We start from the raw sequence: 16,178 nt of genomic DNA, 5'->3' as shown, positions 1-16,178 counted from the left end.
ACCCTCGATTATCTCAGCACCACGTCATACTGATCTTGCGTATAGACTGGATCCACTTGGAAGCGGATGGTTTTGCCAATAAAGGCCTCTAATTCTGCCACCGCTGCACTTTCCTCATCCAAGAAGCGCTCAACAACGGACGTTGATGCCAGCACAGTGTAGGTTTGGGAGTCATAGGCACGGTCCGCACGCAGAATTTCACGAAACACTTCATAACACACAGTTTCAGGGGTTTTCACAAAACCGCTACCACGACAGGATCGGCAAGGCTCACACAAAATCTGACCGAGACTTTCCCGTGTGCGCTTACGGGTCATCTCTACCAAGCCCAATTCAGACACACCTGTAATCTTAGTTTTCGCATGGTCAGAATCCAGCACCTTCTCAAGCATTCTTAATACTTGACGCTTGTGCTCTTCGTCTTCCATATCGATGAAATCAATGATGATGATCCCACCCAAATTACGTAGCCTCAACTGGCGGCCAATCGCTGTAGCAGCCTCAAGATTGGTTTTGTAAATGGTTTCTTCTAAGTTACGACTACCAACAAATGCCCCAGTATTAACATCTATGGTGGTCATAGATTCCGTTTGCTCGATCAGTAGATAACCACCAGACTTTAATTGCACCTTACGATCCAAGGCCCGCTGGATCTCATCTTCAACACTGTATAAGTCGAAAATAGGTCGCTCACCTGGATAGTACTCAATACGTGGCAAGAGTTCGGGGATAAAGTCCTCTGCGAAGGCACGCAGCTTCACATAATTCTCTTTGGAATCGATGCGGATCTTCTCGGTGGTCAAACTCACTAAATCTCGCATAGTGCGCAAATGAAGTGGTAAGTCCTCATAAATAACCGCAGGAGCCTTAGCAGAGCTAATGCGTTTTTTAACGGACTGCCATAAGCGAGTTAAGAAATTAATATCTGACAAAATTTCTTCTTCGCCCGCGCGCTCCGCAGCGGTACGCAATATATAACCACTTGTTTCGTCGCGATCCTCTAGGGCACTAGAGACTAAAGACTTTAATCGTTCACGCTCTTCTTCATTCTCAATCCGCTGACTCACGCCCACATGGGACTGATCCGGCATGTAAACCAAATAACGAGAAGGAATAGATAAATGGGTCGTTAAACGAGCACCCTTTGTACTAATCGGGTCTTTGGTCACCTGAACGACCAAAGACTGGCCTTCACGCAAATAATCACCAATCTGATCACTGGCATTTACCGCATCACGGTCAGCCACCTCAGAAACATGGATAAACGCCGCACGCTCCAAACCAATGTCTACAAATGCAGCCTGCATACCCGGCAACACTCGCACAACGCGACCTTGATAAATATTGCCAACAATACCTTTACGGCTGGAACGCTCAATATATACTTCTTGCAAAACGCCGTTTTCTACCAGCGCAACGCGAATCTCCATGGGCGTAACATTAATCAGTACATCTTCACTCATGAATATTCTCCTTCAGCGCACTCACGCCGAATTCACTTAATAGTTGTGATAATTCAAATAAAGGTAAGCCAACCACAGCGGAAAATGAACCTGAAATATGTTGTACAAAAATCCCGCCTATCCCCTGAATGGCGTAGGCACCCGCTTTATCTTGAGGTTCTCCAGTATTCCAATATTGTTGAATCTCTAAATCAGAAATTTCTCGAAATGTTACCTCTGTCACCACATTACGAGTCGCAACGCGGTTAAGCCCTCCGTTGCAGACACACAAGGAAGTCATGACACTATGGGTCTGCCCAGACAAGGAACGCAACATTCGTTTAGCATCATCAAGACTCGTTGGCTTACCCAATATCGTATCACCAATCACCACACTGGTATCAGAAGCAATGATGAGATCACGAACACCGAGCGACGACTTTTCAATCGTCGCTTCTGCCTTTTCTCGTGCCATACGAAGAACATATTCTTCAGGGGTTTCTAGCTCAAAAGGCGTTTCATCGATATCTGCAGGCATCACCTCAAAGGATTTAACCAATTGACTTAAAAGATCTCGCCTACGAGGAGACGCTGATGCCAGGACAATCATGTATCACTCACTTATCGAATAGAATAAATACGCCGAACACTACGAAGAATAATAAAACACCAAGGCCATAATAAGGCCGTTACAATCGCCGGCATGAAAATCATTAAAGTCGGCTCTGCATCACCTGTGTAGTGATCCAGCCAAAAACCAACCAACTGGTTAATGCTTACCAGTAGGAATACAAACAGTGCTTGCTGCCAACGACGATACATACGTAAGCGCTTATACAAGACAACACACATAAAGGTAATCAGCACATACGTTAGAGAATGCTGCCCCATCACGCCACCTTGCAAAAGGTCAACAAGCAAGCCTAAAAACCAAGCAACCCCGACCCCAACTCGCAATGGCAACGCAATGACCCAATATAAAACAACCAGTAAGGCCCACTCAGGACGAAACCAAATAAATTCAGCGGGGAAGGTCAGACCTTCAAGCATCAAAGCCACAATAAAGGTCAGGATAAAGACAAAAGAAGACTTCATGGCTCTTCCCTCTCGGAACGCTCAATCAACATCACATGGCGACTCCTGCCCAATTGCGCCAATGGCACCACATCAACATCCGCATAAGCTTTGCCAGGTATGTGCTGAACCCCTCGAACGACACCAACGGGATAGCCAACAGGGAAACGCTCATCCAGACCACTGGTCGTCAAAATGTCGCCCTTTTGGATATCCGCAGTATGCGGCACGCTCATTAACTCCAACTTTTTAAGATCACCCGTACCACGCAATACACTTCTAAAACCTGTACGAGCGATTTGTACTGGCACAAAATGACTGGCATCTGCTATCAACAATACACGACTCGTGTAGGCAGAAGTTTCAACAACCTGTCCTAAAACACCTGTGGCATCTAACACAGGCTGGCCAACATACGCCCCCGTGGAAAAACCTTTGTCGATCAAAATACGATGACTGTAAGCATTTTGGTCAAAGCCAATCACTTCACTCATGACTATCTTTTCATCAACACGCTGGGAGGCATCCAACAGCTCCCGAAGTCGGACGTTTTCAGCTTTTAGAGAGTTTAAACGCTGAAGTTGCCCACGCAGCATCAATAACTCTTGATTAAGCTCTTCATTTTTGACCACCAACCCCTCGCGGCTCTCGAGACGCATGTCCGCCCAGCTCAGTACTTTTTGCGGCATACTGACTACGACTTGAATGGGAGTGACCAACCAAGTGAGATAAGGTCGGATAGGATTAAAGGCGCGGAATTGTAGATCTGCCACAATCATGGCAATAGAAATAAGCACCAGCACAACAAAGCGTGTGCTGGTGACTTTATTAGAGAAGGACACGGAATTGCTAATGGGACGAGCTCCTACATTACTCGCTGTCTACAGAGAACAGCTCAGAAGCATGCTTATCCATCATTTCAAGAGCCATACCGCCACCACGGGCAACACAGGTCAGCGGATCATCAGCAACAATAACAGGCAGACCTGTCTCTTCACTGATCAATTGATCGATCTCACGTAGCAATGCGCCGCCACCTGTTAACACTAGACCAGACTCAGCAATGTCCGCTGCAAGCTCTGGTGGAGACTGCTCAAGTACACCTTTTACCGCTTGAACGATTTGAGCTAAAGGCTCTTGCAATGCATCTAGAATCTCTCGGCTCGTTAGAGTAAACGCACGAGGCACACCTTCTGCTAAGTTACGACCACGAACGTCGATCTGTAAATCTTCACCAGTATGATAAGCCATACCAATTTCAGTCTTAATGCGCTCAGCTGTGGCGTCACCAATCAAGCTACCGTATTGACGGCGAACATAAGTAGTAATAGCCTCATCAAAACGATCACCACCCACACGGATAGACTCAGAAGTCACGATACCGTTAAGAGAAATGATCGCAATCTCTGTGGTACCACCACCGATATCAATCACCATAGAACCTGAGGCTTCCGCCACCGGCAAACCAGCACCGATCGCTGCTGCCATAGGCTCTTCAATAATATATACCTCACGGGCACCAGCGCCCAACGCTGATTCTTTTATCGCACGACGCTCAACCTGAGTGGATTTACATGGCACACAAACCAGCACACGAGGACTCGGTTTTAAAATACTGTTTTCGTGGACTTTAGAAATAAAGTATTGAAGCATCTTTTCAGTGACATGAAAGTCTGCGATGACGCCATCTTTCATTGGGCGGATAGCAGTGATGTTACCGGGAGTACGACCCAACATACGTTTTGCATCGACCCCGACAGACGCCACAGTTTTTTGGTTGCCATTGTGGCGAATCGCCACAACTGAGGGCTCATCCAAAACAATCCCACGGTCGCGTACATAAATAAGGGTATTGGCTGTCCCTAAGTCGATGGATAGGTCACTGGAGAACATTCCCCGAATTTTTTTAAACATGAATTTCTACACCCTGAAAAGATCCATTACGAATAGTCAGAAAATGTAACAATCGGCACCCCTAAGAGCAAGGCGAAAGCGCATAAATGTTCGATTTCTTTACTCTTACATCGTTGTTTATTGGTGGTTTTTCGAGCACCTCTTTTAAAAGCCATATTTTTCTGCCGTAACCTTTCTCCCCTAACACAATAGCGATACAATGAATCCATTTTTCGAAAACCGACAAAATTAGGTGATTCATGTCTCTAGATAAGCAAGACGTGCAAAAAATAGCTCATCTTGCTCGTTTGTCGTTGGATGACAACGATGCCGAGCAATACCAACATTCATTGACCAGCATCCTTGACCTAGTTGAGCAAATGCAAACCGTCGATACATCTGGTGTCGAGCCCCTATCTCATCCATTGGAAGCCAAGCAGCGCTTACGTGACGACCAAGTAACAGAAGAAAACCGTCGTGACGCCTTTTTAGCCAACGCACCGCAAACCGAAGCCGGCCTATTCTTGGTTCCTAAAGTTATCGATTAAGAGCGCACCACATGATTGATCAAAGCATTGCATCCCTTGCTAAAAAACTACGAGATAAAGACATCTCGAGTGTCGAATTAACACAAGACTACCTAGCTAGAATTAAACAGCTAGATGGCCAACTTAACAGTTACATCACAGTGACGGAAGAAGTGGCATTAGCTCAAGCAGAAGCCGCTGACAAACTCATAGCCGCAGGCTCCACAAGTGCTCTTGCTGGCATTCCCATCGCACACAAAGACCTATTTTGTACCGATGGCATTCTAACCACATGCGCCTCTAAAATGCTGTACAACTTTGTGCCTCCTTATGAGTCCACTGTTACGGCTCGCATGTTAGCGTCAGGAGCAGTTACTCTAGGCAAAACCAACATGGATGAATTCGCCATGGGTTCTTCCAACGAAAACAGCCATTTTGGTGCGGTTAAAAACCCTTGGAATCTAGACAAGGTACCAGGCGGTTCATCTGGTGGTTCCGCTGCAGCGGTGGCCGCAGGCTTAGCCGTGGCAGCAACAGGCACAGATACGGGTGGATCAATCCGTCAACCCGCTTCATTTTGTGGTATTTCAGGACTTAAACCTACTTATGGTCGAGTGTCCCGCTTTGGCATGATTGCCTACGCGTCCAGTCTTGACCAAGCCGGTCCAATGGCACGTTCCGCTAAGGATTGCGCGCACATTCTACAATCCATTGCTGGATTTGATGCCAACGACTCCACATGTTCCGAAGTCGCGACTGAAGACTACACTGCAAACCTAGATGCGCCACTAGCGGGCCTTACGATCGGCTTGCCGAAAGAATACTTTGGTGACGGCCTCAACAATGACGTTGCCACAGCCATTCAAGACGCCGTCAAAGAGTTTGAAAAGCTCGGCGCTCAAGTAAAAGAAATTTCTTTACCTAACTTAAACCTAAGCATTCCGTCTTATTACGTGATTGCTCCGTCTGAAGCCTCCTCCAACCTGTCTCGCTTTGATGGCGTTCGCTACGGCTACCGCTGTGAAGAGCCAAAAGACTTGATGGACATGTACAAACGTTCCCGTGGCGAAGGTTTTGGCAAAGAAGTTCAAAAACGTATCATGGTTGGCACATACGCCCTATCTGAGGGCTACTATGACGCCTACTACTTAAAAGCACAGCGAATCCGTCGCCTTATTAAAGAAGACTTCGTTAAAGCCTTCGAAGAAGTCGACGTGATCATGGGCCCTGTTGCACCAACCACTGCCTTCGGCATTGGCGCTAAAACAGATGACCCAATCGCCATGTACCTAGAAGACATTTACACGCTTTCAGTCAACCTTGCTGGCATCCCAGCCATGTCAATTCCTGCAGGATTTGCAGATGGCATGCCAGTAGGCCTACAAATCATGGGCAACTACTTCGCTGAAGCCAAGCTGCTTAATGTTGCGCACAAGTTCCAACAAGCAACCGATTGGCACACTAAAACACCTAGCTTGGTAGAAGGAGCATAATCATGAATTGGGAAGTTGTAATCGGGTTAGAAATCCACGCCCAGCTGTCCACACAATCAAAGCTTTTCTCTGGCGCTGCCACTAGCTTTGGTGCAGAACCAAACACCAACACCACCCTTGTGGATTTAGGCATGCCAGGGGCTTTGCCTGTTTTTAACAAAGAAGCCCTTCGCATGGCGGTTATGTTTGGCCAAGCTGTGAATGCAGAGATCGGCATGACCTCTGTGTTTGCACGCAAAAACTACTTTTACCCCGACCTACCAAAAGGCTACCAAACCAGCCAGATGGACCACCCTATTGTGGGCAAAGGCCACCTAGACATTACTCTGGATGATGGCACAGTGAAACAGGTTGGTATTACCCGTGCCCACCTTGAAGAAGATGCTGGTAAATCTCTCCATGAAGATTTCCAAGGCATGACAGGCATCGACCTAAACCGCTCCAGCACACCTTTGCTTGAGATTGTCTCTGAGCCAGACATGCGCTCAGCCAAAGAAGCTGTTGCCTATGTCAAAATGATTCACTCAATCGTGACTTACCTAGGCATCTGTGATGGCAACATGGCAGAAGGCTCTATGCGTTGTGACATCAACATCTCCTTGCGCCCTAAAGGTCAAGAAGCCTTTGGCACACGTACAGAAATCAAGAACGTAAACTCTTTCCGCTTTATTGAACGCGCCATTTACACTGAGATTGAGCGTCAAGCAGACATCCTAGAAGATGGCGGCAAGATCACCCAGGAAACGCGCCTGTATGATCCAGATAAAGACGAAACCCGCAGCATGCGTTCAAAAGAAGACGCCAACGACTACCGCTACTTCCCTTGTCCTGACTTACTACCAATCGAGTTAACACAAGCCTACGTAGACGAGATCGCAGCCAACCTGCCTGAGCTGCCTACTCAAAAAGCCGAACGCTTTATGTCTGAATACAAGCTAAGCGAATACGACGCTGGTGTACTTTCAGCCACTCGCGCCATGGCAGATTATTTTGAAGAAGTGGCCAAAGTAGCAGGCAACCCTAAACTGGCAGCAAACTGGGTAATGGGTGAACTGAGTAAGTACCTGAACACAGAAGGCAAAGAAATCACCGAGTCTCCTGTCTCTGCAGAACATCTCGGCGGCCTTTTGGTCCGTATTGAAGACAACACAATCAACGGTAAAACAGCCAAGAGTGTTCTCCAGTCCATGTGGGAAGGCGAAGGCTCCGCGGATGACATCATCGAGGCGAAAGGTCTTAAGCAAGTAACCGACACAGGCGCCATCGAAAGCATGATCCAAGGGGTGTTGGATGCCAACCCAGCCCAAGTAGAACAGTTCCGAGCTTCCGATGAAGACAAACAAAAGAAAATGATTGGTTTCTTTATGGGACAAGTGATGAAAGCTTCCCAAGGTAAAGCGAACCCAGGCATGGTAACGCCAATCCTTAACAAGCTATTAAAAGGCTAGTTGCAGACCACTGTATCAGTGACAAAAAACCGAGCCATGAGCTCGGTTTTTTTATGCGCAAAGTTCTATGCAATCTTTGCCAGAATGCTTGGCTCGGTATAGGTGACTGTCAGCCGTATCCAACATCTCGCTGAGACTGGGTTTATGCGTTGTGCAGACCCCCACACTACAAGTAACATTCAGATCAAACTCTGTGAACACTCGGTTTCGCACTTCAGTCATAAAGCGCGCCATGTCCACACAAAAAGTCGTTTGGTCTCGGTTAGAAATGATCGCAAACTCTTCACCACCGTAACGCCCCACTAAATCATTACCAAAATGCTTGGTTAAAATGGAAGCAAATTGCTGCAATAACTGATCGCCCGCCTTATGACCGAGGGTATCGTTTACATTTTTGAAATTATCAATGTCCATCATAGCCACGGTCGTTTCCTGAGATTCAAAAAACATCTCTTCACCACGATCGAACAAATAACGTCGGTTATAGATATTAGTTAATGCATCCATATTGGCAGCTTGACGAATCTGCTCCAACATCTCTTGAGATTCCAGATTTTGGAAAATACGGCAAATAAATTCTTCATGATAAAAGGGCTTCTTAAGAAAATCGTTTGCCCCGCTTTTAATGAATTTGGCAGAGAGTATACCGTCGCCACTTGAAGACAATCCAATTAAAACCGTTTCTTGAAACCGGCGATCCAAGCGAAGATTCTTAACCAGTTCACAGCCGTCCATACGAGGCATCTTGTGATCAGCTATCATTAGCTTAATGTCGGATTCAGCCTCCATCACTTCAATCGCCTCAACCCCATCAACAGCCGTTAAAACTTGAAACTGAAGCTTGCGAAGCAATGAGCAGATATACGCTGAGCTGGTCACACTGTCTTCAACCACCAACACCTTAATCGCAAGGTTTTTGCGTAAGCGGTCTAACAAATTAACCACTTGATTGTATGCCAACCTAGAGTCTTTCGTGATGTAGTCGATGACACCCTTATCCAACAAATTAGTCCGTAAGGATTCATCAAAATTCCCCGTCAAGACAACCGTCGGCACCTTATGCTGCAAAGTCAGCTCAACAGCTTCACCTGAGGGAGCATCAGGTAAATTTAAATCAACGATCGCTGCAAAAAACTGCTCGTCTGTTTCAAGATGCGCCTTGGCTTCTGCGTAGTCACAGCACATGACATACTTAAAATCAGGCATCCCGCCTAGTAGCTTGCCGAGAACTTTTCTAACGACTCCGCTATCCTCAACTACTAATATGTTATACATTCTGAAGTCTCTAATGACGATTCTGAATTAAGCCTAGCAAATATTGTATATTTGCTCGCTAATATGTGTGTAACAGAAGCGTGTCAATTTGTAATAGTGAGCCATGAACTGTAGACCTCAATGCGGCGCTTGCTGCATCGCACCCTCTATCACAAGTCCTATTCCAGGTATGCCCCATGGCAAACCTGCAGGCACCCCTTGCATTCAACTGGATGACGAGTATCGCTGCAAGATTTTTGGACAACCAGAACGCCCAGAAGTCTGTGCGAAATTCGCTGCAGAAGCTTATGTTTGTGGCGAAAATAGAGAACAAGCACTAATGATTATTAGTGACATGGAAGACACCACGACCCCAATGCTTTCTAAGGAGCTTTGATGACTATAAGAGCTAAGGAACTTGGCGCCGCCATTTTAATGAGCGCCGTACTTGCAGGCTGTTCTTCGAGCGGCTCCAGATCAGGCGGCGAAGCCCCTTCATTTGTTATGACGCCTCCCTCTGAATCACAGATTGAGAGCAGCGTCCGTCAGCAAGTCTCACTTATGCTTGAAGCCTTTACCCCCATTGCTGGGCAAGCATTACCTAACCGCAGCGTACTAGAAGCCTACGATTTTCGAGATTTCGAACCTATTTGGATCAAAGGCACAAGCCTAGACATGTCTATTTACAAACTAGTAGACACCCTAGAAACAGCCCAAAGCCATGGTCTTAATGCCGTTCATTACCACATTGACACCATTAAAGAATACTTAGACCTACCAACCCCCTCTGCGCAACAGTTAGCCGAATTAGATGTCATCGCAACGGTCGCCATGTCCAGCTTCGCTCATGATTTGTCTAACGGTCGTTACGAGCCACAGCTGATCGACCCTAACTGGCAATTGGATGCTCCCAATAAAGACTGGAAGAACCTCCTATTCTTGGACAATCCAAGTGACATGGTGAACTACCTACCCATGCTCGCTCCCCGCCAGCCTGAATACCAAGTACTGCAACGCTGGTTAGTTTACTACCAAGAGCTTGCACAGAAAGAAGGTGATATTCGCGTGGAGGCAGGCGTGCCACTCACCATGAGTGACGAAGGCCCTAGGGTTGCCCAATTACGCGCCCGCCTTGTGCAACTTGGAGACATTCGCTTTTCAACCCGCAAGGTAAATGAAGATTACTTTGATTCGGATTTAAGATCCGCTTTGATGCAGTTCCAAAAACGTCATCACCTTACGGCCGATGGTGCAGCAGGGTCGCAGACCATTCAGATGCTTAATGTGCCTTTAAGTGAACGCGCCAAACAAATCTCCTACAATTTAGAACGCTGGCGCTGGCTTCCATCGCAAATGGAAGACGACCGTATCTGGGTCGATTTAACGGATTACACCGCGCATATTTATCTCAACGGCCAAAGCGAAAGCATGAAGGTCGTCATTGGTAAGCCAGAACGCAAGACCAATGTGTTTTACGGCAAAATGTCTTACATGGTGGCCAATCCTACTTGGCGTGTCCCCCACAGAATCGCTCAAGAAAACCTATTACCGAAGCTACAACGTGACCCGAACTATCTAGGCAAGCACGGTTTCCGAGTGTTCTCTAGCTGGAGCATTGGTGCAAAAGAGCTGGACCCGACCACTATCGATTGGCAATCCATTGACCCAATGAAACTTAAATATCGCTTTGAACAAGCCCCAGATGATGGCAACGCTCTCGGTGCTTACAAGTTCATGTTCCCGAACAAGTTTGATATTTACTTGCACGACACCCCAGCGAAACACTTGTTCAGAGAAACAGACCGCGCATTCAGCTCCGGCTGCATCCGCCTAGAGAAACCTGCTCATTTCGCCAACTTATTGGCAGGCAACAGCAAAAAACAAGTGGATTCACTCAATAAAGCCCGTCAAACCAAAGAGACCACTGTTATTTCTCTGGAAAGCGAAATTCCTGTTTACTTGGTCTACTTCACAGTCGTACCAAATGCTAACGGCATGCCGGAGTTCCGTTACGATGTATATGACCGAGACCCATTAATGGAAGAAGCCATGGGCTATATGCCATTCCATCCTTCTGAGAGCCTTTAACTTAATTCTTAAACAAAAAAGGGGCGCATTTAGCGCCCCTTTTTATTGAATAAACTTTAGCGAATCATAATACAAACAGTCACTTCTTCCCGGTCATGATACAGGTGCTTATACTGCATATCGTAGCGCAAACCCTTTTGCGACAACTGCCCAGCAATCAACTGCAGACACTGATCTACTTCTTGGTAGCGTTTCTTCATTGGTAGTTTCAAATTGAAAATTGCTCGCTGGGTCCAGCCTTCACTGAGCCATTTTGCCATCAACTCTGCCACCAAGATGGGACGCTCCACCATATCACAGACCAACCAATCCACTTTGACAGGGGGCTTAAACTTAAAACCATCTTCCGTCATGTGAGACACCAACCCAGTATTCATAAGCTCCTTCTGCATGGGGCCATTATCCACTGCGTAAGTATGAATACCTCGAACAACAAACTGGTAGGTCCAACCACCCGGTGCCGCACCAAGATCCACCGCATGCATCCCTTCATGCAAGTCTCTTTCTCGGGTTTTCTGAGGCACAAATTGCAACAGAGCTTCTTCTAATTTTAGAGTTGAGCGACTGGGTCCTTTCGCAGGAAAGCGCAAGCGACGAATTCCAAGAGGAAATTCAGAGCGGCAAGAGGCATAACTCACACCTAAATAAGCCTGGTCACCCTCCATAAAAAACACATGGTGACGCACACCTACCGCCTTTTTACGGATTAAGCCAGATTTTTTCCAGCCTTCCCTAAGGGGCTTCTCAATCTTTTTAATCAGACCTGCCAGTGCTTTGGCTTCATTAGTGTCTGCAGTCTCTAACCAAATATCTTCTGCCAAAGGCAACGACCGAGCCGCCTCCAACAAAGCCTGCACTCGACCACCCTTTTCGAAATCAATCACATCATTTACTGCAATAATCTGACGTGCAAAGATAAGATGATTAAATGACAAGGACTGAATCAGTTTCTCACCACCGTCCTCATCATTAGTGTGGTAAACAACAAAACCCTGCTGATCAGAAGGTTTTCCATAGCCATAAAACCCCAGCTCTGCTGCTTTATCCGTGATCTCTGCCAAAGCATCGCGTTCAAATCCAGCTCGACAATAGATGAGCACATTTTTCATATTAAATAGACTTTTTTGGAATCGTGAATTTTGGCCAAATCTCTTGGCCCATTAAAAATAAATCTTGGTACTGGGTTTTAGATGACTCAGTAAAAAACTCTCCAGTGTCCGGCCATGAGACAAACTCAAAAGCTTCTCCGCGCCATTCGAAAGCAATTTTCACCGCATGCAAATAACCACGATCCGCGGCAACCCCTCCGTATCGCTCATCCCCTAGAATGGGAGACCCAATACTTTTTAGGGCGACACGAATTTGATGGGTTTTACCGGTTAACGGACGTAACCAAAAATAACGCTTCCCAGACTCGGCAAAACTAAAGAACTGGGTGGCTGCAAAATTATCGAGTTGTTTTGTTAAACGCCATTGGCCACGTCGGCTAGGTATCATCCCTCCAGCCACTGTCCCCTGTTTTTTATTAGGTTTTGCTGCAGAGACAGCAAGATAGCGCTTCTCAAATTTATGCTGCTCAAACAACACCCCAAACTCAGCCGCCGCCTGCTTATTGGTCGCAAACACCAAAATACCGGACGTCAGCTTATCGAGGCGATGGAGTGGATAGAAAACTTGCTCGGGAAACTGGGCACTCAAGCGCGCAAAGAATCCTTCTCCGTCTTCCGAATGAAAGCTCTCGCCACTGGGTTTGACCACTATCCAAAAGTCTGGATGTTGGAAAATTAGTTTTATGGGATTCATGGTCACATCAAGAATGAACTAGGGCCACTGTTTTGTGCCCATTTTGGCCTCCATTATAAAGGGACTTATCCCGCTGCGCTAATATCTCATTGCATTCAACTAAATGGACCCAATACGCCCAAAATTGAACCGATCGGTCAAACTTTAGCACCAAACTCGGGCAAAATACCCCCAACTTTCCCACTTATGCTAAAAAACTCTTAATATTTTTTGGTTTAAAAAGCTGACCGTGCAGACAAACAATGCGAAATTTCGTATTCTTCGCGCCCATTAGCCAAATACGCGCTCTCATGCCACATATGGCACGATTATTGTAAATAACATGGAATGTTTAAACACAAGCGCGAACGTTAAGCCAAAATAATAAGGCATAAGAAGCGGCTATCAGATTAAGCGTGACACACTGTGATGCTGCATCTTGAAAGCGAACTGCCTTAGACGCATTAGCGAAAAGATCCAACAAATGTTGGTCGGTTTTTTTGAGTATATATTCGCATTTAAACCCACTCAATTTAGAGAATTAACGGTGTCGGAAACATTGAAAAAACAGAACTCTCACCCTAGGTTGGAGTTACTGAATATCACTAAACAGTACCCCGGATGTCTTGCAAATGATCAAATTTGCATGACCCTCATGCCCGGCGAAATACATGCTCTACTAGGAGAGAATGGTGCAGGTAAAAGCACCCTAGTTAAAACCATATACGGAGTCGTATCCCCTGACGCAGGCCAGATCATTTGGGATGGCTACGAAGTTGATATTAAAAACCCGTCAAAAGCACGGGATTTAGGTATCGGCATGGTGTTTCAACACTTTTCCCTGTTTGAAACCTTAACAGTCGCACAAAACATCGAGCTCTGTTTAAGCAAACCACAACTTGAAGCCATTGGTGATTTAGCAGGTAGAATCCGCGAGCTTTCCCAATCTTATGGTCTCAATGTTGACCCTGATCGCTACGTTCACTCCCTATCCATCGGTGAACGCCAGCGTGTTGAGATCATGCGTTGCCTTGTGCAGTCAGTAAAACTACTGATTCTAGACGAACCCACGTCAGTACTGACGCCACAGGAAGTGGCGGGCTTATTTGACATCTTGCGCCAGCTATCAGCTGAAGGCTGTAGCATCATGTTTATTTCTCATAAACTCCACGAAGTAACGGAGCTTTGCCATACAGCAACCATTCTTCGAGGAGGCAAGCTTGTAGGGGCGTGCTCCCCCGCCGAAGAAACCCCTGCCACGATTGCTAAAATGATGGTGGGAGATCTTGCTGAACAAGATGCTGGCTATGCTAAAGCCTACGGAAGTGAAGTGGCATTCTCTGCCAAGCAGCTTAACCTTAGCGCCAAACACCCCTTTGGTACCTCACTCAAAAATGTCAGCTTTGACCTTATTAAAGGTGAAATCTTAGGCATCGCAGGGGTCGCAGGTAATGGCCAAGAAGAGTTGATGTCAATCATCAGTGGTGAAGACAATCGCCCTCAAGCTGATGTGCTGTTTATTGATCATCAAGACATTGGCAAATTAAGCGCTGGTGCACGCCGCAAGCGCGGCTTGGCTTATGTTCCAGAAGAACGCCTCGGACGCGGTGCTGTACCCGATATGAGTTTGAGCGAAAACACTCTGCTTACCCATAGCGCAGGCTTTGTTTCATCTGGTCTGGTGAACTGGGGTGCCGTGAAAACCTACGCTAAGAAGCTTATCGGTCAATACAGTGTTAAATGTCATGGAGAGTTCTCTGACGCGAAAAGCTTAAGTGGCGGTAATTTACAAAAATTTATCATGGGTCGAGAAATTGGCCAAAACCCTAAAGTGCTGATTTGTGCCCACCCTACTTGGGGCGTGGACGTTGGTGCTGCCTTGGCTATCCACCAAGCGCTGTTAGAACTTAGGGATCAAGGGGCCTCCATTTTGCTGATTTCTGAAGACATCGACGAACTCTTCTTACTCGCCGACCGAATGGCCGCCGTGTGTAATGGTCACCTCTCTCCGGTTGTCCGCACAGAAGACACTAACATTGACCAGATCGGTCAATGGATGGCTGGCACCTTCATCGATACTAAACAGACTTCTCAGGAGGCTAACGCATGATCCGCGTTCAGGCTCGTACCGAGCAAAGCACCTTAATGACATTTGCGTCTCCGATTCTAGCCATCGTGCTGACGTTAATATTCGGCTCTATCTTATTTACCGCCTTAGATAAGGATCCACTGCAAGCGCTCCACGTGTTGTTGATCATGCCTCTTTCAGATGCTTATAACATCAGTGAAATGTTTGTAAAAATGGGACCTCTACTGCTGTGTGCTGTGGGCTTGTCCCTTTGCTATCGGGCAAACATGTGGAACATAGGTGCCGAAGGTCAATTGTTGGCTGGTGCCCTGGGCGGCAGTGCCGTTGCACTGCTATTCGTTGATTCAGACTCAGCTATGGCAATGCCATTAACGCTTATTGCGGGTATCGCTTCAGGTATGGTTTGGGCGGCGATTCCAACTTTTTTGAAGATCAATTTCAACTCTAATTTGATCCTCACCACCATCATGTTGAATTACATCGCTTTGTATCTATTGATTTGGGCGGTGCATGGACCATTACGAGACCCTGACGGCTTTGGATTCCCTGAATCCGCTCTGTTCTCTGATGCCACCTTGCTGCCTGTATTAACTGATCAAGGGCGTGTTCACCTTGGGGTGGTGTTTGCCATTATTGCGGCGTTCGTTGCATGGTTCATCCTTGCCAAGACACATCTTGGCTTCAAGATCCGTGTTTATGGTTCTGATGCCCCTGCGGCGATTTATGCAGGCTTTAGTACGAAAGCGATTAGCTGGTTTGTGATGTTATTTGCAGGCGGGCTAGCGGGCCTTGCAGGCGTAGCGGAAGTAGCCGGCCCGATCGGCCAACTAACGCCTGTCGTGTCTCCTGGCTACGGTTATGCGGCCATCATTGTGGCTTATCTGGGTCGACTTCACCCAGCAGGGGCCATTGTAGCGTCTATTTTCTTGGCCATTTTATACATGGGCGGTGATTTGGCTCAGATTGAAATGGGCATCCCAATCGCTGTGGTAGGTATGTTCCAAGGTGTATTGCTGTTTTTCTTATTGGCGTGTGACTTCTTCATCCGTTACCGCCTTGTATCTACTCGCGATAGCGTCGCATAGGAG

At 46.8% G+C, this 16,178-nt stretch carries 15 protein-coding genes; 7 read left to right on the top strand and 8 right to left on the bottom strand.

The features are described from left to right. Positions 1–8: 8 nt before the first annotated feature. The 5 genes from rng to ACFQ45_RS11070 are packed head-to-tail and all read right to left on the bottom strand — an operon-like array spanning position 9 to position 4,430. Complete coding sequence (gene rng, locus ACFQ45_RS11090) at positions 9–1,463, bottom strand: ribonuclease G (RefSeq protein WP_377367650.1); 1,455 nt, start codon at positions 1,461–1,463, stop codon at positions 9–11. Beyond that, positions 1,456–2,052 (bottom strand): Maf family protein, encoded by a 597-nt coding sequence (locus ACFQ45_RS11085; RefSeq protein WP_377367648.1) that lies wholly within the window; start codon positions 2,050–2,052, stop codon positions 1,456–1,458. The genes rng and ACFQ45_RS11085 overlap by 8 nt, the downstream gene beginning before the upstream one ends. Positions 2,053–2,063: 11 nt before the next feature. Continuing rightward, complete coding sequence (gene mreD, locus ACFQ45_RS11080; protein ID WP_377367646.1) at positions 2,064–2,537, bottom strand: rod shape-determining protein MreD; 474 nt, start codon at positions 2,535–2,537, stop codon at positions 2,064–2,066. Then, positions 2,534–3,358: a rod shape-determining protein MreC gene (gene mreC, locus ACFQ45_RS11075; protein ID WP_377367644.1), complete on the bottom strand. Its 825-nt coding sequence runs from the start codon at positions 3,356–3,358 to the stop codon at positions 2,534–2,536. The genes mreD and mreC overlap by 4 nt, the downstream gene beginning before the upstream one ends. Positions 3,359–3,386: 28 nt before the next feature. Continuing rightward, a complete protein-coding gene (locus tag ACFQ45_RS11070; protein ID WP_377367642.1) occupies positions 3,387–4,430 on the bottom strand; it encodes a rod shape-determining protein in 1,044 nt (347 codons plus the stop codon). A 239-nt stretch (positions 4,431–4,669) separates the two neighbouring features. Here ACFQ45_RS11070 and gatC point away from each other — a divergent pair, with 239 nt between their 5' ends. Genes gatC through gatB form a run of 3 tightly spaced genes read left to right on the top strand, consistent with a single transcriptional unit; the run spans position 4,670 to position 7,877 of the window. After that, complete coding sequence (gene gatC, locus ACFQ45_RS11065; protein WP_377367640.1) at positions 4,670–4,957, top strand: Asp-tRNA(Asn)/Glu-tRNA(Gln) amidotransferase subunit GatC; 288 nt, start codon at positions 4,670–4,672, stop codon at positions 4,955–4,957. An 11-nt stretch (positions 4,958–4,968) separates the two neighbouring features. Beyond that, positions 4,969–6,429 (top strand): Asp-tRNA(Asn)/Glu-tRNA(Gln) amidotransferase subunit GatA, encoded by a 1,461-nt coding sequence (gene gatA, locus ACFQ45_RS11060; protein WP_377367638.1) that lies wholly within the window; start codon positions 4,969–4,971, stop codon positions 6,427–6,429. Between the two features lie 2 nt (positions 6,430–6,431). Further along, positions 6,432–7,877 carry an Asp-tRNA(Asn)/Glu-tRNA(Gln) amidotransferase subunit GatB gene (gene gatB, locus ACFQ45_RS11055; RefSeq protein WP_377367636.1) on the top strand — a complete coding sequence of 482 codons (1,446 nt, stop codon included), beginning with the start codon at positions 6,432–6,434 and terminating at the stop codon, positions 7,875–7,877. A gap of 51 nt (positions 7,878–7,928) precedes the next feature. Here gatB and ACFQ45_RS11050 read toward each other — a convergent pair whose 3' ends face one another. Then, the gene (locus tag ACFQ45_RS11050; RefSeq protein ID WP_377367634.1) at positions 7,929–9,152 is read right to left on the bottom strand and encodes a GGDEF domain-containing response regulator; all 1,224 of its coding nucleotides are present in this window, start codon (positions 9,150–9,152) and stop codon (positions 7,929–7,931) included. Between the two features lie 103 nt (positions 9,153–9,255). On the opposite strand from ACFQ45_RS11050, the gene ACFQ45_RS11045 reads away from it, so the two are divergent. Beyond that, complete coding sequence (locus tag ACFQ45_RS11045; protein ID WP_377367632.1) at positions 9,256–9,528, top strand: YkgJ family cysteine cluster protein; 273 nt, start codon at positions 9,256–9,258, stop codon at positions 9,526–9,528. Next, a complete protein-coding gene (locus tag ACFQ45_RS11040; protein ID WP_377367630.1) occupies positions 9,528–11,219 on the top strand; it encodes a L,D-transpeptidase family protein in 1,692 nt (563 codons plus the stop codon). Before ACFQ45_RS11045 ends, ACFQ45_RS11040 begins: the two co-directional genes overlap by 1 nt. Positions 11,220–11,275: 56 nt before the next feature. On the opposite strand, the gene rlmM is transcribed toward ACFQ45_RS11040, so the two are convergent. Beyond that, a complete protein-coding gene (gene rlmM / locus ACFQ45_RS11035; RefSeq protein WP_377367628.1) occupies positions 11,276–12,328 on the bottom strand; it encodes a 23S rRNA (cytidine(2498)-2'-O)-methyltransferase RlmM in 1,053 nt (350 codons plus the stop codon). A gap of 1 nt (position 12,329) precedes the next feature. Next, positions 12,330–13,022 (bottom strand): pseudouridine synthase, encoded by a 693-nt coding sequence (locus tag ACFQ45_RS11030; RefSeq protein ID WP_377367626.1) that lies wholly within the window; start codon positions 13,020–13,022, stop codon positions 12,330–12,332. A 625-nt stretch (positions 13,023–13,647) separates the two neighbouring features. Between ACFQ45_RS11030 and ACFQ45_RS11025 the strand changes: the two genes are divergently transcribed. Together ACFQ45_RS11025 and ACFQ45_RS11020 are read left to right on the top strand one after the other, a co-directional pair. Beyond that, positions 13,648–15,111 carry an ABC transporter ATP-binding protein gene (locus tag ACFQ45_RS11025; RefSeq protein WP_377367624.1) on the top strand — a complete coding sequence of 488 codons (1,464 nt, stop codon included), beginning with the start codon at positions 13,648–13,650 and terminating at the stop codon, positions 15,109–15,111. Further along, positions 15,108–16,175: an ABC transporter permease gene (locus ACFQ45_RS11020; RefSeq protein WP_377367622.1), complete on the top strand. Its 1,068-nt coding sequence runs from the start codon at positions 15,108–15,110 to the stop codon at positions 16,173–16,175. Before ACFQ45_RS11025 ends, ACFQ45_RS11020 begins: the two co-directional genes overlap by 4 nt. The last annotated feature ends 3 nt before the right edge of the window (positions 16,176–16,178 follow it).

The sequence above is a fragment of the Rhodanobacter aciditrophus genome (assembly GCF_042679525.1).
Taxonomy (GTDB): Bacteria; Pseudomonadota; Gammaproteobacteria; order Pseudomonadales; family Marinomonadaceae; genus Marinomonas; species Marinomonas aciditrophus.
Note: the sequence above shows the minus strand (reverse complement) of the source record. Positions and strands in the feature narration are given on the sequence as shown.